The sequence below is a fragment of the Dyella sp. BiH032 genome (genome assembly GCF_031954525.1).
In the GTDB taxonomy this organism is placed as follows: domain Bacteria; phylum Pseudomonadota; class Gammaproteobacteria; order Xanthomonadales; family Rhodanobacteraceae; genus Dyella_D.
This window is the reverse complement of the sequence record NZ_CP134867.1, coordinates 3,776,261-3,796,874: the sequence shown is the minus strand read 5'-3', so window position 1 is coordinate 3,796,874 and position 20,614 is coordinate 3,776,261. Positions and strand designations below refer to the sequence as shown.

Below are 20,614 nucleotides of genomic sequence, written 5' to 3'. Positions count from 1 at the left end.
TCACTTCGGCTGCAGCCGCACCGCGCCATCCAGGCGAATGGTCTCGCCGTTGATGTAGCGGTTGGCGAGGATGAACGCGGCCAGCTCGGCGAACTCTTCCGGCTTGCCCAGGCGTGACGGGAATGGGATCGACGCGGAGAGCGATTCCTGCACCTGCGGCGGCATGCCGTCTACCATCGGGGTCCAGAAAATGCCCGGCGCGATCGTCGCCACGCGGATGCCGAAGCGCGACAGCTCGCGCGCCATCGGCAGGGTCATGCCCACCACGCCGCCCTTGGAGGCGGAATAGGCGGCCTGGCCGATCTGCCCTTCGTAGGCGGCAACGCTGGCGGTGTTGATGATCACGCCGCGCTCGCCGTCCTCGCCCGCCTCGTTGCCCTGCATGAGCGCCGCGGCCGCCTTGGCCACGTTGAAGCTGCCCACCAGGTTCACCATCACGGTCGTGGCGAAGGTGCTGAGCGGCATCGGGCCTTCCTTGCCGAGCACGCGGCCGGCGCCCAGGATGCCCGCGCAGTTGACCACCACGTTCAGGCCGCCCATGGCGTCGCGGGCGGCAGCCACGTTGGCGGTCACGCCGTCCTCGGAGGTCACGTCGGTACGGAAGAAGCGTGCCTGTGCGCCGAGCGCCTTCGCCGCCTCCTGGCCCTTCTCCTCGTTCACGTCGAACAGCGCCACTTGGCCGCCCTTGGCGACGATGTGCTGCGCCACCGCGTGGCCGAGACCGGAGGCGCCGCCGGTGATGATCGCCTTGACCTGCTGGAGTTGCATGGGGAACGTCCTGGGAAATGCCGAAAGGCGGAATGGTAGCCGAGGAGGTCGGGGAGGCGCTCGCGGCGGCGCGGGATGTTGTTGGGGTTTGGGGTGATGATGGTTTTGGGGGGCGCCTTGTGGCCAGCCTTGTCTCGCCCCTCCGGGGCGAGGGTTTCGCTCTCCTGCCGGAGAGCGAGTTACTTCTTCTTGCTTGCCCAAGAAGAAGTAACCAAGAAGAAGGGCCCCCTGCGCGGCGCCCTCCGCAGCCTACGCTGCTGCGGGTGCGTTGAGGGCTGGCCGGGCTTTTCGACAGGGCATCCCTGCCCTGATCGAAAAGGCGGGGACGTCCTGTCCCCGCCCGCCTTCGGCGGCCTGATCGTCCAGCCCTCACCGCCGCGAAGGGAACCCGGGAGAGCAAAAGCGAAGAGCAAAAGCCCGCACTAGCTGTGCTTGCCTCGGTATTCACTTCTCCTTCTCCCCTCCGGGGAGAAGGTGGGATGAAGGGCGGGTGCTTGCGGCAACGTACCTACGCCGTCGAACGCTTGCCGCCAGCCGTCAATCCAGCAGCGCCCGCCACGCCGCCTGCGTCCGCAGTTCCGCGAAGGGCACGACCGGGGAGGGCGGTAGCGCCGGTGCCTGTAGTTCCTTCTGCCACACGCCTACATCCCACCATCGACCGAGCTTGTAGCCCGCCTTGCGCCAGATGCCGGCCGGCTCGAAGCCCATGGCTTCGTGCATGGCCACGCTCGGTTCGCCCGGCATGGTGATTACCCCGACGGCCTGGTTGATGCCCTGCAGGCGCATGCTCTCCAGCAGAATGCCGTAGAGGCGGCGCGCTATGCCGCGGCGTTGCGCGTCGGGGTGAACGTAGATGGACGTCTCGGCGATCCAGTCGTAGGCGGCGCGTTCGCGGAAGCGGCTGGCGTAGGCGTAGGCCAGCAAGCGGCCGTCGTCCTCCCATACCAGCCAGGGGTAGTGCGGCAATCTGCCGGCGATGCGGTCGCGCATCGCTGCTTCGCCGGGCAGTTCCGTTTCGAACGTTGCCATGCCTTCGAGCACGTGGGGCGCGTAGATGGCGTGGATGGCGGCGGCGTCCTCCGGGCGGGCGATGCGGATCATGCGAGAACCTTTTCCATGCAGATGCTGTGGGGGTTGGTGCGATGGCGGCCGAACGGCGGGCAACGCGCATAGCCGGAGCGCTCGTACAGCTCCAGCGCCTCGGCCTGGGCCGTGCCGGTCTCGAGGCGGATCACGCGGCCGCCGCGGCCGCGCACGTATTGCTCCAGCGCTTCCAGCAGCTGCTTGCCCAGGCCCAGCCCGCGGCAGGCCGGTAGCACGTACATGCGCTTGACCTCCACGTAGCCGCCTTCGTCCACGCAGGCACCGCAAGCCACCGGCGTGCCGTCCACGCGGGCGGTGACGAAGGTGACGTTGGGTTGGCGCAACTCGTCCAGCGAGACCGGCTGGATGTTGGCCGAGGGATACAGTTCGGCCAGATAGCCGTCCAATTCCTGCGTCAGTGGCAGGATGTCGGGCGTGCCGGGGTCTTCGACGGCGAAGACGAGTTCGGGGCGCTTGTTCACTGATATTTCCAGTTGCGGTGCTTGCCCTCGGCCAGCCACTCCAGCGCGGTGGCGAGGCGTTTCTGGCGGGTGGCGTCGGTCTTGGCCTCGATGATCCACTCCACGTACTCCCGCTGCGCACTCGGGCTGAAGCCCTCGAAGTGCTTGCGCGCGGCGGCGTGTTTCTTCTGCGCGAGCAGGGCGGCGAGGTCCTCCGGCACGGACGGCGGCGGCTTCGGCGCCGCCTTGGGCCGCGCGCGCGTGGCGCCGTCGTCGATCAGCGCCGCGGCTTTCTTCAGCAGTGCGGCCAGTGTCTTCTTCGGCGGCAGATCCCGCACGGAAGCGAGCTTGCCGAACTGGCCCATTCCTTCTTTCTCTGGACCTTCTTTCGCTGGCGCTTTCCCGGGTTCGTCCTGCGCCCCATCGCCGAACAAGGCCTTGTGGTGCCAGAAATGCAAGCTCGCGTGCTGCTTGAACGCCGCCATGCCGCAAAGGATCGCGCCCTTGTAGACGAAGGAAGGCATGCTCCACTTGAGCGTCTCTTCCACCTCCGGACAGGCGGCATGCACCGTCGCGCGGATGTGCTCCAGGATCGGCCGGGCGAACTCGGCGGACTTGGCGATATAGGTGTCGACGCGCGGATCGTGGCTGCCCATGGCGGCTCTCACAGGTCGCGGATGAAGAACTGGTCGCAGCTGAAATGCCCGGTGCCGCCGAGCGGGCCGCACAGCGTGCGGAAGCCGCTGCGCCGGTACAGCGCCTGCGCCGCATCCATGCCGGTGAGCGTCTCCAGGTAGCAGCGCTTGAACCCGTGCGCGCGCGCCGCATCCAGGCAGCGTTCCATCATCGCGGCGCCGGCGCCGATGCCGCGCGCGGCGGGCAGGAAGTACATCTTGCGCAGTTCGCACACGTCCGGCTCGCCGCCTTCCAGTGGCGCGATGCCGCCACCGCCGGCCACCTGCCCGTCGACCTCGACCACGAAATAGGCGCTGCGCGGACGCGCATACGAGGCATGCATGGCATCCACCTCGGCATCGTGGATGGCGAAACCGGGGCCGTCGGCGCCGAACTCCGGCATCACGGCGCGGATGATCGCGGCGATGGCGGCATCGTCGCGGGGCTCGATGGGGCGGATCAGGAAGCGTGGATTCATGGTTTGCTTTCGGGGCTGCGGTAGATGGCGCCGTCCTTCATCACGAAGACGGGATGCTGCAGGTCGTCGATGTGCCGGCTCGGATCGCCGGCGAATGCCGCCAGGTCCGCGCGCAGGCCGGGTGCGATGCGGCCGAAGCGGTCCTGCTGGCGAAGAATGCGCGCGGCGACGTCGGTGGCCGCATGCAGCGCCTGCGCAGGCGACATGCCCGCGCGCACCATGGCATCGGGCTCGCGCCAGTTGGCGCCGTGCGAAAACACGCCCACGTCGCTGCCGTTGCCGATGGTGACGCCCACCTTCATGGCGGTGCGGAACGCACGCTCGGCTTCCTTCATGCGCTCGGTCGGCTCGCTCTTGCCAGGCACGTAGTGCTCGAAGTACTCGGCCGTCGATGCCACCGCGGTCAGCGTGGGTTGGTAGGCGACGCCATGCTGTTTCATCAGCCGGAACGTCGCCTCGCTGGCGCCGTAGCCGTGCTCGATGCTGTCGACGCCGGCCTCGACCGCCATGCGCACGCCTTCGTCGCTGGCAGCATGTGCGGCGACCGGGCGGCCGGAGAGATGCGCCGTATCGACGATCGCCTTCATCTCCGCGGCACTCAGCGTCGGCACGGTGGATCCGCCCGGTCCGACGCGGTAGTCGGCGTAGAGCTTGATCCAGTCGGCGCCGCGGTTGGCCTGCTCGCGCACGGCGCGGATGGCCTCGTCCGCGCCGCTCACTTCCTGCGCGCCGCCGGGGAGGTCGAGATCGGGACGGAAGCCGCGCGGCGCCGGTCCGTAGCTGGCGCTGGCGACGATCGCGCGCGTGGCTATGAACAGGCGCGGGCCGGGAATCATGCCTTCGTCGATCGCGCGTTTCACCGAGACGTCGGCATAGCCCGCGCCTTCCGTGCCCAGGTCGCGCAGTGCGGTGAAGCCGGCCATGAGCGTGTCGCGCGCATGCACCGCGGCCTCCAGCGTGCGGTAGTCCTGCGGCTCCTTCAGCACCTGGTCGTTCCACAATGTTTCGTTGTAGGGATGCAGGAACACGTGCGAGTGCAGGTCGATCAAGCCCGGTACTAGCGTGGTGCCGGGCAGCTCGATCCGTCGCGCGTCGGCGGGCGCCTGGATACCGGCGGCAGGGCCGGCCGCCGCGATGGCGCCGTCATGGACCAGCACGGCCCAGCCGGTGTGCGCCGCATCGCCTTCGGCCGTCCATACGCGGTCGGGCAGGAGCAGGACGTCGCCCCTGGACGGGGCCGCCGCCGGGGCGGGCAGGGCGGCCACGGCGAGCACGGCGGCGAACAGGCGGGTCATCCAGCGCTGGGGCATGCGGGGCTTCCTCGATGGAAGCCCCGATGATAGCCGCGGGATCGGCCGGTGTGATGCCGCGAGCGCCGCCCCGCGCGCGAACTGGCGCGCTGAGGCGGCGCGCGGGCGCTTTACTGCAGCAGCAACAACTGGTCCGCCGCCGTGTACCAGAGCAGGCCGTAATGCCCGTATGCATACGTGAGGCTGCCGGTCTCGCCGTCGATGCTCGACGTATGCACGCCGCCCACCGTGCACACCCCGCCGTAGCAGTTGATCTCGTCGATCCACGACTTGATCGAATACATGCGCTGCCCGAAGCGGTGCCCCGCGATGCTGCCGAGGAACGGGCTGCCCACCGACAAGCCCCAGTAGCCGCAGGTGCTGGTGGCCACGTTGAACGGATAGGTGCCGCACGACCACAGCCCATGGAATGCGCCGGCGATGCCGACGAACACGTCGACCTTGCCCGACACGCCGAGCTTGTCGATCTCGCGCGCGGCGAGCGTGGCGCCCATCGAATGGCCTATGACGTCGATGCGGCCGGTGCAGGAGCCGGCGATGGCGGCGTTGATCGCGTTGGCGACCGGGGTCTCCTCGCTGCCGCTATGGTCGTTGCAGGCGGCGCACAGGGCATTGCCCCAGCTTGGCGCGTAGATCTGCGCGTCGGCGTAGCCGTTCTGGCGCAGCAGGTTGTAGGTGTTCTGGAAATCGCCCGGACTGCCGGTGTTGCCGTGTACCAGCACCACGCTGTCCACGCAGGCCGCACGCAGCCCGGCGCCCGGGATCAGCAAGGCCAGGGCCAACAGGCCCATGGCCCAGGATTTGACGGTCCCCCATGATCTGATCGACATCGCTGCTTCCTCCCTTCGCTTTGACGGGTCCCGGCAGGCCGGGACGGTGAGGCGCCGCGCGATCGCCCGCGCGGCGCCGGATCGAAAGCGATGCCACGGTCGCGTCCTGGAGAAACGAACCGGGGGAAGGCATCGACGTGAGGGACGGCTAGACCAGCCCGAGGACGTAGTAGCCCGCGATCGCCACGAACACCGCGGCGGTCTTGATCAGCGTGATGGCGAAGATGTCCCGGTAGGACTGTCGATGGGTGAGCCCGGTCACTGCCAGCAGGGTGATCACGGCGCCGTTGTGCGGCAGCGTGTCCATGCCGCCGGAGGCCATCGCGGCGATGCGGTGCAGGACTTCCATCGGAATGCCCGCTGCCTGCGCGTTGCGGATGAAGGTGTCGGCCATCGCCGCCAGGGCGATGCCCATGCCGCCAGAGGCCGAGCCGGTGATGCCGGCCAGCGCCGTGATCGAGACGGCCTGGTTGACCAGCGGATTGGGAATGGCGTGCAACCCGTCGGCGATCAGCTTGAAGCCCGGCAGGGCGGCGATCACCGCGCCGAAGCCGTATTCCGACGCCGTGTTCATGGATGCCAGCAGGGCGCCCGCGACCGCAGCCTTGCTCCCTTCCGCGAAGGACTGCTTCACCGGGCGCCACGCGAACAGCAGCACGCACAGGATGCCCAGCAGCAGCGCGCCTTCCACCGCCCAGATCGCGGCGAGCTTGGATACTTCCTGCACCACGGGCTTCGCCTCGCCGATCACGGCGGGCACGAACGAGGACGTGGCGCCGTACAGCCTGGGCACGGCGTCGGCCAGCAGCTTATTGGCGACACCCACCACGACGAGCGGTAGCAGGGCAACCAGCGGATGCGCCAGCCGGCCGCCCTCGAACGGCGCCGGCTCGTTGGCGAGCCAGGCCTGCCCGTAGCCCTCGCCGGCGGCCGCGGCACGCCGGCGTCGCGATTCCAGGTAGGTAAGCCCCACGGCCAGGATGAACACCGCGCCGAGCGTGCCCAGCCACGGCGCGGCCCATGCGGTGGTCCCGAAGAACGAGGTGGGAATGATGTTCTGGATCTGCGGCGTGCCCGGCAGCGCATCCATAGTGAATGTGAAGGCGCCCAGCGCGATGGTGCCGGGGATCAGGCGCTTGGGGATGTCCGCCTGGCGGAACAGTTCCGCCGCGAACGGGTACACCGCGAACACCACCACGAACAGCGACACGCCGCCGTAGGTGAGCAGCGCGCATACCAGCACGATCGACAGCATCGCGCGCCCGCGCCCGACCAGTCCGATCGTCGCCGCGACGATCGCCTTGGAAAAGCCGGACATCTCGATCAGCTTGCCGAATACCGCGCCCAGCATGAACACCGGGAAATAGAGCTTCAGGAAGCCCACCATCTTGTCCATGAACAAGCCGGTGAACATCGGCGCGACCAGCGCCGGGTCGGTGAGCAGCACCGCGCCCAGCGCGGCGATCGGCGCGAACAGGATCACGCTGTAGCCGCGGTACGCCGCCAGCATCAGGAAACACAGCGCGGCCAGCACGATCGCAAACGCCATTCCTCGTCACTCCCAGCATGCAAGACGAACGGCCGGCAGTATCCGGATGGGCCATTCGTCACGGCACTGTACGAAGGTACAAGTGTGGCCCCGTGCCCCGCTCCCTACGCTTCGCGGCATCGGCATCCGTGGGGAGGGTGCGCATACCGTGAGGGGCGATATGAAACGCACGTACATGAGTCTGGCCATCGGCATGGCGTTCGGCATGGCCTGTGCCTTGCCGGTCCGCGCGCAGCAGGCGGAAGCGCCGGCCAAGCCGGCGGAAGCGAAGAAGCTGGAGGCGGTGACGGTGACCGCGCGCAAGCGCGAAGAGACCTTGCAGGACGTGCCGATTGCCGTCAGCGCGTTCACGTCCGCGGCGCTGTTCAAGCAGAACGTGCAGAACCTGGGCGACCTGCAGGGCAAGGTGCCCTCGCTGCAGGTGTACGCCGCGCGCGGCTCCAATACCACCATGACCGCCTATATCCGCGGCGTCGGCCAGGCGGACCCGACCTGGGGTTTTGACCCCGGCGTGGGCATCTACCTCGACGACGTCTACATGGCCCGCCCGCAGGGCGCGTTGCTGGACGTGTTCGACGTCAACCGCATCGAGGTGCTGCGCGGCCCGCAGGGCACGCTGTACGGCAAGAACACCATCGGCGGCGCGATCAAGTACGTGTCCAATCCATTGCCCACCAAGTTCGGCGGCAGTGCGGAAGCCACGATCGGCACGCGCGGAGAGAAGGACGTCAAGGCCAGTGTGGGCGGTGCCACGGACGACGGCGTGTGGCGCGGGCGCGTGGCGGTATCCAGTGCGCACAACGACGGCTTCGGCAAGAACCTGCTCACCGACAGCCGCAACGGCAACAAGAACACCAATGCCGCGCGCGCCTCGCTGGGCTTCTTCCCCAGCAAGGCCTTCAACGCCCAGCTCACCGTGGACGGCCTGCGCGACAACTCCAATCCGCGCGGCGCCAAGCTGCTCACCACGAACAAGTTCTATCCGACCTATCAGCCGCTCTCCAGCGACTTCGATACGCGCGGCGGCATGGCGCAGCTCAATCACACCGAGCTTTCCGGCGCCGCGCTGACCTTGAACTGGATCGTCAACCCGTCGTGGACGTTGAAGTCGATCACCGCGTATCGCGAGTCGTCCACGGATACCAACATCGACTTCGACACGATTCCGGCCAAGGTCGCCGACGTGAACGCGGTCTACAAGGACCACCAGTTCTCGCAGGAGCTGCAGGCCAACTACGACGCCGGCGGCTCGATCCACGGCGTATTCGGCCTGTACTACTTCAAAGGCGCGGCCGACGGGCAGATCCACAACATCTTCCTCGGCTCGCCGCCGTACAGCGCGCTGGGCTTCGCCACCTACGGCAGCACGGGTGGCAGCATGGGCACCAAGAGCATCGCCGGTTATGGCGACCTCACCTGGGACTTCGCTCCACAGTGGAGCCTGGACGTGGGGCTGCGGCTCACCCAGGAGAAGAAGAGCGCGGTGATCCAGAACTACGCCTTCTCCGATGCGACCTTTACGCGTCGTATCGCCACGGCGGCCGACTTCAGCGGCGCGCATACCTCGCGCAACGCCTCGCCGAAGGTATCGCTGGCCTGGAACGCCAGCGAGCAGATGAAGCTTTATGCCACCTACAGTGCGGGCTTCCACTCGGGCGGCTACAACATTCGCGCCAACTGCGTAGCGATCCCGCAATCGTGCCGTCCGATCAGCGACGAGAAGGTGCAGTCGTTCGAGCTCGGCAGCAAGATGAGCTTCTTCGATGGCCGCCTGATGATGAACACCGCGGCCTTCCACAACATCTATTCGGACATCCAGCTGTCCGTATTCACCTCGTACACGCTGCCCAATGGCACCCAAGGCTTCTTCGGCGATTTCACCAACGCCGGCAAGGGCCACATCGACGGCCTGGAGCAGGAGTTCGCCTGGAAGCCGTCGGACAACTGGACCGTCAGCGGCAACGTCGCGTACCTGCACACCAAGTACACGGAGTTCATGAGCGGCGGCAAGAACATTGCCGATACGCAGCGCTTCACCAATGCGCCGAAGTGGTCCGGCGGGTTGAGCGTGGAGAACAACTACCCGCTGGCCAACGGCGGCAGCATCGGCGCGCGCGTCAACTACACCTACCAGAGCACGGTGTATCCGGAAACCACGCTGTCGCCGCTGATCGCGCAGCGCGGCTACGGGCTGTGGAACGCCGGCATCGTATGGGAAGTGAACGAACCCTGGACCTTGAGCCTGCAGGGTACCAACCTGGCCAACAAGTCCTATCGCACGACTGGCTATAACATCGCGGCACTGGGCATCGTCACCGGCTTCTACGGGGCGCCGCGCATGGTCACGCTGACGGCGCGCTACAAGTTCTGAGCGGACAGGAGGGGAACATGCGTTGGATCGGTTGGGTCGGCGTTGCGCTATGGGCCCTCGTCGCGCAGGCCTGGGCGGCGGACGCGGAGCCGCTGCCCAGGCTGAAGCTGGACGCGTCGCGGGTGGCCGTCGCCGGTTTGTCTTCCGGCGCCTACATGGCCACCCAGGTGCAGGTGGCTTATCCGGAGCGTTTTCCCCATGCGGCATTGATCGCCGGCGGGCCGTACGGCTGCGCCGGCGGCAAGCTGGATGCGGCGCTGAGTTCGTGCATGAAAGGCACGCCGGCACCGGACGTCGCCGCCTTGGCGGAGCGCGCGCGCGAGCGGGCCAAGTCCGGCGAGATCGGCGACCTGCATGCGCTGGCCAAGGCCCATGTCTACGTGCTCCACGGCAAGGACGATGCCGTGGTCGCTCCCACCGTCGCTGAAGCCGCCGTGGGCTTCTACGGCCGGTTGCGCGACGGCGATCCCGCGCTGAAGAGCATGCAGGTTCGCGACGATGGCGATCGAGCCTTCGCGCACAACCTGCCGATCGCCGCCAAGGGCGACGACTGCGACAAGTCCGTATCGCCCTATCTCGGACACTGCGGTTTCGATGCGGCCGGCGAAGTCTTCGCGCAGCTGTTCGGCAAGCCGGCGCACGCAGCGGGCGAGGCGAAGGGCGAACTGCGCCGCTTCGACCAGAACGCCTACAAGCCCGATGGTGCCGACGCCTACCTGGCGGACGAAGGCTACGTGTACCTTCCGCCGGCCTGCCTCGCCGGGAAGCCCTGCGGCTTGCTGGTAGCGTTTCACGGCTGCAAGCAGAACGCCACGGCGGTGGGCGAGGCGTTCGTGAAGGACGCGGGGTTCAATCGCTGGGCGGACGTTTACGGGGTGGCGGTCCTGTATCCTCAGACGCGCGCCAGCATGGCGCCTTTGAATCCGCAGGCATGCTGGGATTGGTGGGGTTATTCGGGGACGGACTACGACACGCGGCAGGGTGTGCAGCTGCGGTGGCTGGTGCGCGCGGTGGAGGCGCTGGGATTGCCGCCCGCGCGGTGACGATGTCCCGCTTTTCTCCCTCTCCCCATCGGGGTGAAGGGCTGAGGCTGGCGCCGGACTTTCCTGCCTTCGGTCGTTGTTCCGGCGCAGGCCGGAATCTAGCGGCGATGCGGCTCAGTTGTCGCGAGGTGGTCGCCAGTCTGGTCTCGCCCCTCGCGGGGCGAGGGGTTTCGCTCTCCTGCCGGAGAGCGAGTTACTTCTTCTTGCTTGCCCAAGAAGAAGTAACCAAGAAGAAGGGCACCCTGCGCGGCGCCCTCCGCAGCCTTCGCTGCTCCGGGTGCGTTGAGGGCTGGCCGGGCTTTTCGATCGGGCATCCCTGCCCGAATCGAAAAGGCGGGGACGTCCTGTCCCCGCCCGCCTGCGGCGGCCTGATCGTCCAGCCCTCACCGCCGCGAAGGGAACCCGGGAGATCAAGAGCCACACGGAGCATCGCTTCGCTCGCTCTTGTCTTTTTCTTGCCGCGGTACCGCACTTCTCCTTCCCCCCTCCAGGGAGAAGGCGGGATGAGGGGCGGGTGCTCGCGAATGCGCTTCTATCGCACAAGCCCTAACCCGCTAAGGTCCGACGCCGCCCGCCCGCCATGCTGACCCCCGCCATCATCGCCACCGCCGCGCTCATCTGGCTCGGCCTGTTGTTCGGCGTCGCGCTGCTCGGCGAGCGCCGGCCCGCGCTGTTCGAGAAACGCTGGGCGATCGTCTACGCGCTGTCGCTGGCGATCCACTGCACGTCGTGGACGTTCTACGGCACGGTGACGCAGGCTAGCCGCTCCGGCTGGTGGCTGCCGCCGACCTTCGTCGGGGCGATCCTGATGTATCTGTTCGGCATCGCGGTGTTGAAACGCCTCGTGCAGTTGGCGCGCGACTACAACGCCGGCTCGCTGGCTGACCTGATCGCGGTGCGCCTGGGGCGGCACTCGGGGCTCGCCGCGCTGGTGACGGTGGTGGTGCTGATCGGCATCGTGCCGTACATCGCGCTGCAGCTGAAGGCGGTGGCAATGAGCTTCGCCATGCTCAGCCGCGGGCAGGTAGCGGAGTCGCCGCCGTGGCAGGACAGTGCCTTGTATGTCGCATTGCTGATGGCGCTGTTCGCGATGCTGTTCGGCACGCGTCGCGCGTCGACCATGGCGCACAACCGCGGGTTGGTGCTGGCGATGGCGTTCGAATCGCTGTTCAAGCTGGCGGCGATGCTGGCGCTGGGGTCGCTGCTGTTCGCGGTGCCGCCCGCGAGCGTGGCGCATGCGGCACCGCCGCCGCACGACAGTGCCGGATTCCCGGCGATGATCCTGCTCGGCGCGCTGGCCATGTTCACGCTGCCGCACCAGTTCCACGCCGGCGTGGTGGAGTGCCGCGACGGCGCGCACCTGCACACGGCGCGTTGGCTCTTTCCGCTGTACATGCTGCTGATCGCGCTGCCGATCCTGCCGCTCGCGCGGCTGGGCGATGCGTGGCTGGCACCTAGCGGCGTGCCCTCGGATCTCTACGTGCTGGCCTTGCCGATGGCGCGCGACCAGCACGGGCTCGCGCTGCTGGCTTTTCTTGGCGGATTGAGCGCGGCGACCAGCATGGTGGTGGTGGCGACGCTGGCACTGAGCCTGATGGTGGTGAACCACCTCATCGCGCCGCTGCGCGTGCAGGCGGGCTGGGGTCGCGACGAGCACGGCGACCTGCGCGGCGAGGTGATCAATCAGCGTCGCGTGGCCATCCTCGCGGTCATCCTGCTGGCCTGGGCATACAGCCGCGTGCTTGCCCGCAACGACGTGCTGGCCGACATCGGCGCGATTTCCTTCTCCGCGCTCGCCGGCCTGGCGCCCGCGTTGCTGGCGGCGGTGTACCGTCCGCAGCTGGGGCCGCGAGCGGTGGCGTCGGGACTCGCTGCAGGAACGTTGGCATGGCTGTACGTGCTCATGCCGGCGATGTTCCCCGCCGAAGCCGCGTGGTGGAACGAGTGGCCCACCGGGCTGCACGCGCTGACACCGGACGGCTTTCTCGGGCTCGGCGACTGGAGTCGCCTGGGTCGTGCCGTCGCGGCCGGGCTGGCGGTGAATGTCCTTTCGATGTTCATGGTGGCCGGGTCGCGTTTCGGGCGAGCGCGCCCGCGGTCGGCGGTGGGCGGGATCGGGATCGCCGAACTGCACGCGCTGGCCCTGCGTTTTCTGCCGGCCGAGCGCGTGGCCCATCTTTTCCGTGACGCGCCGACGCAGGGCTTCGCCAGCGGCGCGCGCATGGCCGAGGTGGAACACGATCTGGCGGCGGTGATCGGCGCAGCGTCCGCGCGACTGTTGTTGGAAGTGGTGCGGCGGCAGGGGCGCGACGAACTGGACACCGTCGCCGCCATCGTCGGCGAAGCCGCGCAGGACCTGCGCTTCAACCAGCGCGTGCTGGAAGCAGCGCTGGAGAACATGAGCCAGGGCATCTGCGTGGTCGACGCGGAACTGCACCTGGTCGCGTGGAACCGCCGCTACGCCAGCCTGTTCGACTATCCGGAAGGCCTGCTGCAGGTGGGGCGCCCGGTGGCAGACCTCACGCGCCACAACGTTGCGCGCGGCATGATCGGACAGGGCGACGTCGAGGCGCGCGTGCAGCGTCGCCTGGCGCACATGCGCGCGGGCACGCGGCATCTGTCCGAGCGGCGCTTTCCGGACGGCACCGTGGTGGAGATCCGCGGCAACCCCATGCCCGGCGGGGGCTTCGTCGCCACCTTCACCGATGTCACCGCCTTTCGCCAGGCGGAGGACGCGCTCAAGCGCGCCAACGAAACGCTGGAATTGCGCGTGGAGGAACGCACGCGCGAACTCGCCGAGGCCACGGCCGAGGCACAGCGCGCGAACGCGGCCAAGAGCCGTTTCCTCGCCGCAGTGAGCCATGACCTGATGCAGCCGCTGCATGCTGCGCAGCTGTTCGCGCACACGCTGGCCGAACGCGGCGGCGAGGCGGTCACCGTGCGTCACCTGCAGGGCGCGCTGGCGGCGACGGAAGGGTTGCTCGCCGGACTTCTCGATATCGCGCGCCTGGAAGGCGGGCGCCTGCATCCGCAGCCACGCGAGTTCGCCTTGAGCGAAGTGCTCGGTCCGCTGGCCGCGGAATTCCAGGCCATGGCCGGCGACCGCGGCATGCGCCTGAGCGTGGTCGACAGCGCTGTCTGGGTGCGTTCCGATCCGTTGCTGCTGCGGCGCGTATTGCAGAATTTCCTGTCGAACGCGCTGCGCTACTCCGAGCGCGGTCGCGTGCTGCTCGGCGTGCGCCGTCGTGGCGAGTTCGTGCGGCTGGAGGTCTGGGATACCGGGCCGGGCATCGCGCCGGAGGAACGCGAACGCATCTTCCAGGAGTTCCATCGGTTGCAGCATGCCGGCGGCCAGGGGCTGGGCCTCGGGCTATCGATCGCGCAGCGCATGGCGGCGTTGCTCGAACATCCGCTTGGGCTGCGCTCATGGCCTGGGCAGGGCAGCGTGTTCCACCTCGAGGTGCCGCGCGCGCGGGCCGTGTCTTCTCCATCACCGGTTGCCGCGCCTGCGGCGACTCACGGCGTGGCTATCGGCCGCGCGCTGGTGCTCGACAACGAGCCGGCGGCGCGGACCGCCCTCGCGGCGCTGTTGCAGGGCTGGGGCTGGGAAGTCCACGTCGCCGCGCAGCCGCGCCAGGCGCTGGAAACGCCATGGCGGCCGGATCTGTGCGTGCTCGACTATCACCTCGATCACGGCGTCACCGGCCTGGACGTGCTGCACGAGCTGCGCCGCGTGCATCCGGACGTGCCGGCGCTGGTGCTCACCGCGGATCGCGACAGCGAATTGCGGCAGCGCGTGCTCGACGCCGGCGCGATGTTGCTCTACAAGCCGCTCAAGCCGCTGGCGATGCAACAGGTGATGCAGCGCCTGATGGCCGCCGCGCGCGGCGGCGCGCCTGCCTGATCAAAGTGCGGGTTCGCTCAAGGCGAGCGAGCGCAGCAGCAGGCTGGCCTGGGTGCGATTGCGCACGCCGAGCTTTTCGAAGATGGCGGTGACGTGTGCTTTCACCGTGCGTTCCTGGATCGACAGGCGATCGGCGATCTGCTTGTTCAGCAGCCCTTCGCCCACCAGGGTGAGTACGCGGTATTGCTGGTCGGTCAGCCGCGCCAGCCGCGCGGCGAGATCGGCGTCGGCCGGATCGGCCGGCATCGCCGCGACCGCCTGCGCCAATGCCGGTGGCAGCCAGGTGCCGCAAGCGAGCACGGTGCGCACGGCTTCGCCGATCTCCGCGGGCGACGCGCTCTTGGCGATGAAGCCGGCCGCGCCATGGTCCAGTACGCGGCGCACGGTGCGCGCCTCGTCATGCGCCGACACCACCAATACCGCCACGCCGGGATGCTGGCCACGCAGCGCGGCGAGGCCGGAGAGGCCGTGGCTGCCGGGCATGTTGAGGTCCAGCAGCACGAGGTCGATGTCCGGCTCGCCGGCGAGTGCCGCGAGCACGGCGGGGAGGTCGGCGGCTTCGCGCACGACACAGTCGTCGATGCTTTCGCTCACGGCCTGGCGCAGGGCGGTGCGGAACAGGGGGTGGTCGTCGGCGATGAGGAGGGTGGGCATGGTGGGGGACGTTAGCGGGGGTGGGGGTGTGGCGTCGAGGGTGGGGGCGGCGAGGGTGTGCCTCGCGCTCCCATCTTCGTCATTCGGCGTAGGCCGGACGGTCGCTCGATTGTCGCGACGTGGTCGCCAGTCTGGTCTCGCCCCTGGCGGGGCGAGGGTTTCGCTCTCCTGCCGGAGAGCGAGTTACTTCTTCTTTGCTTGCCCAAAGAAGAAGTAACCAAGAAGAAAGGGCCCCCTGCGCGGCGCCCTCCGCAGCCTTCGCTGCTGCGGGTGCGTTGAGGGCTGGCCGGGCTTTTCGACAGGGCATCCTGCCCTGATCGAAAAGGCGGGGACGTCCTGTCCCCGCCCGCCTTTGGCGGCCTGATCGTCCAGCCCTCACCGCCGCGAAGGGAACCCGGAAGATCAAGAGCGTTACGGAGCGTCGCTGCGCTCGCTCTTGTTTAGTTTTCGCCTCGGTACCGCACTTCTCCTTCTCCCCTCCGGGGAGAAGGAGGGATGAGGGGACCTACGGAGCGCAGGCCATCGAACTACCCCTGCGGATCCTGGAGCTCCCCCACCTCACGCTGTACCTTCGTACGATGGCGTGCCAACCAGCGGTTGCTATGGTGCGCGGATGACTATCTTTCATCGCTCTTGGCTGTTGCTGCTGCCGTTGCTGACCGCGTGCGCGGCGCAGACGCATTCCTCCCATTCGGCGGGACAGGCTTTCATGCGCGACCTGGATTTCATCGAAGGCGATGTGCGCGTCACCGAGCATCGGGGCGGGGACGATCTGTTGAGTGCGGGGCTTGGGCTGGCGGGGTTGGCGGGGGTGCCGGCGCCTTATGCCGATCCCCTGCATCCGACGCCGGCGGAGTTGCGGCGGAGGGCCATTCAGAACAGTTGGAAGGGCATCGCCGATCTCGGTCCGCTGGGCGGCTACGGGCGCGTGTACGGGGCGGTGCCGGCGGCGCCGGGGCGGGAATATCAGGCGTTCGCGCGGATTCCGGGCGCGCATGCGCCGCACCGGGTGCTGCTGCAGGTGCCGGACTCATTCGACCGGCAGCGGCGCTGCCTGGTGGTGACGGCGTCGTCGGGTTCGCGCGGCATCTACGGCGCGATCGCGCTGGCGGGGGCGTGGGGACTGCCGCGCGGTTGCGCTGTCGCTTATACGGACAAGGGCACGGGCGCCGGTTACTTCGACTTCGCCGACGACAGCGGCGTCGCCCTGGACGGCACGCGCGCCAAGCGGGGCGACGCCGCGCTTGAGTTCGAACCGGCTGCCGCATCCAGCCATGCAGGCGTCGCGATCAAGCATCTGCATTCGGGCGACCATCCGGAAGCCGATTGGGGCCGCCATGTGCTGCAGGCGGCGCGCTTCGGCCTGGCGATGCTCGACCGCGCCTATCCGGCCGAGGCGCCGTTCACGCCGCAGAACACGCGCATCATCGCCACCGGCCTTTCCAACGGCGGTGGCGCGGTACTGCAGGCGGCGGGGCTGGACGACGAAGGCGTGCTCGCGGGTGTGGTGGCGCTGGAGCCTAACGTCCACGTGGAAGGGCATGGTCGCGCGCTGTACGACTACGCTACCGACGCGGCGCTCTGGCTGCCGTGCGCACTGACGGATGCGCGTTTCGACCGCACGCCGCTGGCCCGCGGCAAGGACGGCAAGCCGGCGGCCGCATGGCTCGCGCGCTGCGGCAGCCTGCGATCGCTGGGGCTGGTCACCGGCGAGACACCGCAGGCCCAGGCGGCGCAGGCTTACGAGCACCTGCGCGCCGGCGGCTGGAGCGATGCAGCGCTGGAGGTCGCGGCCAGCACGCAGGCCTTCGATCTGTGGCGTGCCATCGCCGCGGGCTATGCCTCCGCTTACATGCGCCGTGGCGCAACGGACATGCCGTGCGGATTCCGCTACGCCGCCACGGCGGAAGCGACGCCAGCGGCGCGGGCATCGTGGTGGGCGGATGGCGCGGGTATTCCGCCGGGCAACGGCATTGCGCTCCTCGGCGGCACGGACGGCTCTGCCGACGCGACGCTGCCAGGTACGCGTTGCCTGCGCGGGCTATGGGAGGGTACCGGTGCCGACGTCGCGGACTTGCATGCCGCGGTCGCGGCCACGGCGGTGCGGCTGCCGCGCCCGGAGCTGCCGATGTGGGTGCTGCACGGCGCGCAGGACGGCCTGTTGCCCACGGCCTTCACCTCCGAGCCCTACGTGAGCTGGCTGCGCGGACAGGGGCGCCGCCCGCTGTACTGGAAGGTGCCGTACGCGCAGCACTTCGACGCCTTCCTGCCGGTGCCGGGGTTCGGCGACCGCCACGTGCCCCTGCTGCCGTACGGGTATCTGGCCCTGGACCGCCTGTGGAGCCATCTCTACGAGGATGCCGCGTGGCCGGCCGACGCGCCGCCGGTGCCCGAGGCGCAGCCTCGCGGGGCCGCGCCGCTGGAGCGCGCCGCGCTGGGCCTGCCCTGAAGGGCTGTTCCGGTCCGTTCGGAGGGGCCGCGTCGAGGGCGACGACGGGCCGGCTGGGGTATCCTTTCGCGTTCCGCGCCATCCCGCGGCGCCGTTCCGTCAGACCAAGGATCCATCGATGACCATCCAAGTGACCCTCCACACCAATCGCGGCCCCATCCACCTGCGCCTGCATGACGATAAGACGCCGGTGACGGTCGCCAGCTTCGTCAACCTGGTGCGCCGCGGTTACTACGATGGTCTGAGCTTCCACCGCGTGATCAACGATTTCATGATCCAGGGCGGTTGCCCGGAGGGCAGCGGCCGCGGCGGCCCGGGCTACAAGTTCGAGGACGAGTTCAATCCGTCGCTGCGCCACGACAAGCCCGGCGTGCTGTCGATGGCCAACGCCGGCCCGCGCACGAACGGCAGCCAGTTCTTCATCACCCACGGCGCCACGCCCTGGCTCGACGGCAAGCACAGCGTGTTCGGCGAAGTGGTCGGCGCGGACGACCAGAAGGTGGTCGATGCCATCCAGCAGGGCGACAAGATCGAGAAGGCCACTATCGACGGCGGCGATGCCGATGCGCTGCTGGCCGCGCAGGCTGATCGCGTGAAAGAGTGGAACGCGATCCTCGACCAGCGCGGCTGAGCGTCGGTCCGGGCGTAAACGAAGGCCGCCGTCGGCAACGACGGCGGCCTTCGTCGTTAACGGACCCGTCACATGTGGCTAGCCCATGCATGCCTAGAATCCGCGGATGCGCCGGTCGTGCGCTACCGGGGGTAGTCCTTCTTTCTCAGGAGAGCAAACATGTCATCACTCAATGATCTGCTTGGAGGCCTTGGCGGCCTGCTCGGCGGGCAGGGCGGCCAGGAGGGGCAGAGTGGCGGTTCGTTGATTTCCCTTGCCGGTCAGCTGCTCGACAAGGCGGGCGGCGTGCAGGGCCTGGTGAACATCCTGCAGCAGCATGGCCTGGGCGAGCAGGTGCAGTCGTGGGTCGGCACGGGCGCCAACCAGCCGGTGTCGGGCGACCAGCTCGGTCAGGCGCTGCAGAACGGCGGCCTGGGCTCGTTCGTGCAGGAGGCGGCCGGCAAGCTCGGCGTCGATCCTGGCCAGCTGCTGGGCCAGCTCTCGCACGTGCTGCCGCAGGCGGTGGATCACGTCACCCCGAACGGCGAGGTGCCGCAAGGCAATGGTTTCGATCTCGGCTCGCTGGCCTCGCTGGCCGGCCAGCTGCTGGGCGGGAGCAAGGCGCCGGCCTGACGCAGGCATCGCGCGGATACGAAGAGCCGCCGGCGGGGCGACCCGCCGGCGGCTTTTTTTCTGGCCTCAGGCCGCGGCTTTGCGCTTGAACAGGAAGTGGTAGAGCAGCAACAGCACGATCGCGCCGGCAATCGAGCCCAGGAAATGCACGAAGCCCGTCGCGGGCCACCAGCCGAGCTGCTCGCCGATATAGGTCGAAATGACCGAACCGGCGATGCCCAGCAACCCCGTGATGATGAAACCGCCCGGGTCCTTGCCCGGCATGATGGCCTTGGCGAGCAGGCCGACGACCAGACCGACGATGAAAACCCAAAGCCAATGCATACCCGTGTCCTCCGAGATGGTTGGAAAGGTCCCCTGAGTACGTCTGGCGGGCGCCGTCCCGTGGCCCGCTGCCCCGGCTCCGTGCGGTGGAGGGCGTGGCCCGCGCATCATGCATGGGCCCGTCGTGGAATGCACCCGGGTCCGCTGGGCGCGCCGGTACGGGATGACGCGGCGCCGCATGCTAAAATCGCCGGGTTTGCTGCCTCCTCCCCCCTCCACCGGCTCTAACCCGAGGAAGTCATGCCCCAGCTCGCCCAGCGTGTCGGCCGTGCCAAGCCCAGCGCGATCATGGTCATCGCCGAGAAGGCCAGGCAGCTGAAAGCCGCCGGCCGCGACATCATCAGCTTCTCCATCGGCGTGCCGAACTTTCTTCCCGGCGAGCATGTGTACGAAGCGGCGCGCGAGGCGCTCAAGCACGACTCCGGCCAGTACGGCAGCAACCGCGGCGCCGACGCGCTGCTGGACGCCTTCCTCAAGCACATCGAGGCGCTGGGCTTCACCGGCTACGGCCGCCTGAATCTCTCCATCGGCATCGGTGCCAAGCAGGTGCTGTACAACCTGGCCGAGGCCATGCTCGACGAGGGCGACGAAATCTGCTTCGCCGCGCCGTACTGGACCACCTACCACGACATCGCGGACATCGTCGGCGCCAAGGCCAACGTGCTGCACTGCGGCCCGGAACAGAACTACAAGCTGGTGCCCGCGCAGTTGGAAGAAGCGCTCAAGCGCAAGCCGAAGGTGTTCCTGTTCAACAACCCGTCCAACCCCACCGGCATGGTCTACACGCGCGAGGAAATCGCCGCGCTGGCGGACGTGCTGGCGAAGTATCCGGACACGTGGATCATCACCGACGACATCTACAACTCGATGGTGTTCGACGGGCTGGGCTACCACAACTTCGTGTTCGCGCGCCCCGAACTGCGCGAGCGGCTGGTGTTCGTCGACTCGGTCTCCAAGACCTACGGCATGCCGGGCTGGCGCGTGGGCCTGATCGCCGGTCCCGAATCGGTGGCCAAGGCGGTGACCACGCTCAACTCCAACCACATCACCAGCGTGCCGGAAGTGATCACTGCGGCAGCCGTCGCGGCGTTCGCCGGCCCGCAGGACATTCCGCGCGCCAAGTGCGAGGAATTCGCCGGCAAGCGCGACGTGGTCGTAGATGCGCTGCGCGCGATCCCCGGCGTGGTGTGCCCGCGTCCACAGGGCGCGTTCTACGCGTTCCCCGACATTTCCGTAGCCTTCGGCAAGAGCCACCAGGGCACGAAGATCGCCAACGACGTGGAGTTCTGCGCCGCGCTGCTGGAAGCGACCGGTGTGGCCTGCGTGCCGGGCTCCGCCTTCGGCGAGCCGCGCGCGATGCGCATTTCGTACACCTGTCCCACGGCGCAGCTGAAGCCGGGACTGGAGCGTATCCAGGCCTTCTTCGCCGAGCTGACCTGATCCATCGCATCGGTGGGTCCGCGAGCCCACCC

The 20,614-nt window shown here is 68.5% G+C and carries 17 protein-coding genes; 7 read left to right on the top strand and 10 right to left on the bottom strand.

Translation table 11 applies throughout. The features are described from left to right. The 8 genes from RKE25_RS16695 to RKE25_RS16660 all read right to left on the bottom strand — a co-directional run bounded on the left by RKE25_RS16695 (window position 1) and on the right by RKE25_RS16660 (window position 7,154). Window positions 1-768 (bottom strand): SDR family NAD(P)-dependent oxidoreductase, encoded by a 768-nt coding sequence (locus RKE25_RS16695; protein ID WP_311839223.1) that lies wholly within the window; start codon window positions 766-768, stop codon window positions 1-3. 537 nt (window positions 769-1,305) lie between these two features. Next, window positions 1,306-1,869 (bottom strand): GNAT family N-acetyltransferase, encoded by a 564-nt coding sequence (locus RKE25_RS16690; protein ID WP_311839222.1) that lies wholly within the window; start codon window positions 1,867-1,869, stop codon window positions 1,306-1,308. Then, on the bottom strand, window positions 1,866-2,333 hold the full coding sequence (locus RKE25_RS16685; RefSeq protein WP_311839221.1) for a GNAT family N-acetyltransferase: 468 nt from the start codon (window positions 2,331-2,333) through the stop codon (window positions 1,866-1,868). The genes RKE25_RS16690 and RKE25_RS16685 overlap by 4 nt, the downstream gene beginning before the upstream one ends. Next, on the bottom strand, window positions 2,330-2,968 hold the full coding sequence (locus tag RKE25_RS16680; RefSeq protein ID WP_311839220.1) for a YdeI/OmpD-associated family protein: 639 nt from the start codon (window positions 2,966-2,968) through the stop codon (window positions 2,330-2,332). Before RKE25_RS16680 ends, RKE25_RS16685 begins: the two co-directional genes overlap by 4 nt. 8 nt (window positions 2,969-2,976) lie before the next feature. Further along, window positions 2,977-3,465 carry a GNAT family N-acetyltransferase gene (locus RKE25_RS16675; protein WP_311839219.1) on the bottom strand — a complete coding sequence of 163 codons (489 nt, stop codon included), beginning with the start codon at window positions 3,463-3,465 and terminating at the stop codon, window positions 2,977-2,979. Further along, on the bottom strand, window positions 3,462-4,775 hold the full coding sequence (locus RKE25_RS16670) for an amidohydrolase family protein (protein WP_311839218.1): 1,314 nt from the start codon (window positions 4,773-4,775) through the stop codon (window positions 3,462-3,464). Before RKE25_RS16670 ends, RKE25_RS16675 begins: the two co-directional genes overlap by 4 nt. 110 nt (window positions 4,776-4,885) lie before the next feature. After that, entirely contained in the window at window positions 4,886-5,605 is a 720-nt protein-coding gene (locus RKE25_RS16665; RefSeq protein ID WP_311839217.1) for an alpha/beta fold hydrolase, read from the bottom strand. A gap of 148 nt (window positions 5,606-5,753) precedes the next feature. Then, window positions 5,754-7,154 carry a GntP family permease gene (locus RKE25_RS16660; RefSeq protein WP_311839216.1) on the bottom strand — a complete coding sequence of 467 codons (1,401 nt, stop codon included), beginning with the start codon at window positions 7,152-7,154 and terminating at the stop codon, window positions 5,754-5,756. 160 nt (window positions 7,155-7,314) lie between these two features. Between RKE25_RS16660 and RKE25_RS16655 the strand changes: the two genes are divergently transcribed. From RKE25_RS16655 to RKE25_RS16645, 3 genes are all read left to right on the top strand, one after another. Then, a complete protein-coding gene (locus tag RKE25_RS16655) occupies window positions 7,315-9,525 on the top strand; it encodes a TonB-dependent receptor (RefSeq protein WP_311839215.1) in 2,211 nt (736 codons plus the stop codon). 17 nt (window positions 9,526-9,542) lie between these two features. Beyond that, window positions 9,543-10,568 carry a PHB depolymerase family esterase gene (locus RKE25_RS16650; protein WP_311839214.1) on the top strand — a complete coding sequence of 342 codons (1,026 nt, stop codon included), beginning with the start codon at window positions 9,543-9,545 and terminating at the stop codon, window positions 10,566-10,568. Window positions 10,569-11,148: 580 nt separating this feature from the next. Continuing rightward, on the top strand, window positions 11,149-14,472 hold the full coding sequence (locus RKE25_RS16645) for a PAS-domain containing protein (protein ID WP_311839213.1): 3,324 nt from the start codon (window positions 11,149-11,151) through the stop codon (window positions 14,470-14,472). On the opposite strand, the gene RKE25_RS16640 is transcribed toward RKE25_RS16645, so the two are convergent. Beyond that, the gene (locus RKE25_RS16640; RefSeq protein WP_311839212.1) at window positions 14,473-15,126 is read right to left on the bottom strand and encodes a response regulator transcription factor; all 654 of its coding nucleotides are present in this window, start codon (window positions 15,124-15,126) and stop codon (window positions 14,473-14,475) included. A 613-nt stretch (window positions 15,127-15,739) separates the two neighbouring features. On the opposite strand from RKE25_RS16640, the gene RKE25_RS16635 reads away from it, so the two are divergent. From RKE25_RS16635 to RKE25_RS16625, 3 genes are all read left to right on the top strand, one after another. Further along, window positions 15,740-17,575 (top strand): 3-hydroxybutyrate oligomer hydrolase family protein, encoded by a 1,836-nt coding sequence (locus RKE25_RS16635; protein ID WP_311839211.1) that lies wholly within the window; start codon window positions 15,740-15,742, stop codon window positions 17,573-17,575. Between the two features lie 118 nt (window positions 17,576-17,693). After that, window positions 17,694-18,206 (top strand): peptidylprolyl isomerase, encoded by a 513-nt coding sequence (locus RKE25_RS16630; protein WP_311839210.1) that lies wholly within the window; start codon window positions 17,694-17,696, stop codon window positions 18,204-18,206. Between the two features lie 159 nt (window positions 18,207-18,365). Continuing rightward, window positions 18,366-18,818 (top strand): YidB family protein, encoded by a 453-nt coding sequence (locus RKE25_RS16625; protein WP_311839209.1) that lies wholly within the window; start codon window positions 18,366-18,368, stop codon window positions 18,816-18,818. A gap of 66 nt (window positions 18,819-18,884) precedes the next feature. Here the strand turns inward: RKE25_RS16625 and RKE25_RS16620 are convergent, their stop codons facing one another. Then, complete coding sequence (locus RKE25_RS16620; RefSeq protein ID WP_311839208.1) at window positions 18,885-19,142, bottom strand: GlsB/YeaQ/YmgE family stress response membrane protein; 258 nt, start codon at window positions 19,140-19,142, stop codon at window positions 18,885-18,887. A gap of 240 nt (window positions 19,143-19,382) precedes the next feature. Here RKE25_RS16620 and RKE25_RS16615 point away from each other — a divergent pair, with 240 nt between their 5' ends. Beyond that, window positions 19,383-20,582 (top strand): aminotransferase class I/II-fold pyridoxal phosphate-dependent enzyme, encoded by a 1,200-nt coding sequence (locus tag RKE25_RS16615; protein ID WP_311839207.1) that lies wholly within the window; start codon window positions 19,383-19,385, stop codon window positions 20,580-20,582. Window positions 20,583-20,614 lie beyond the last annotated feature (32 nt).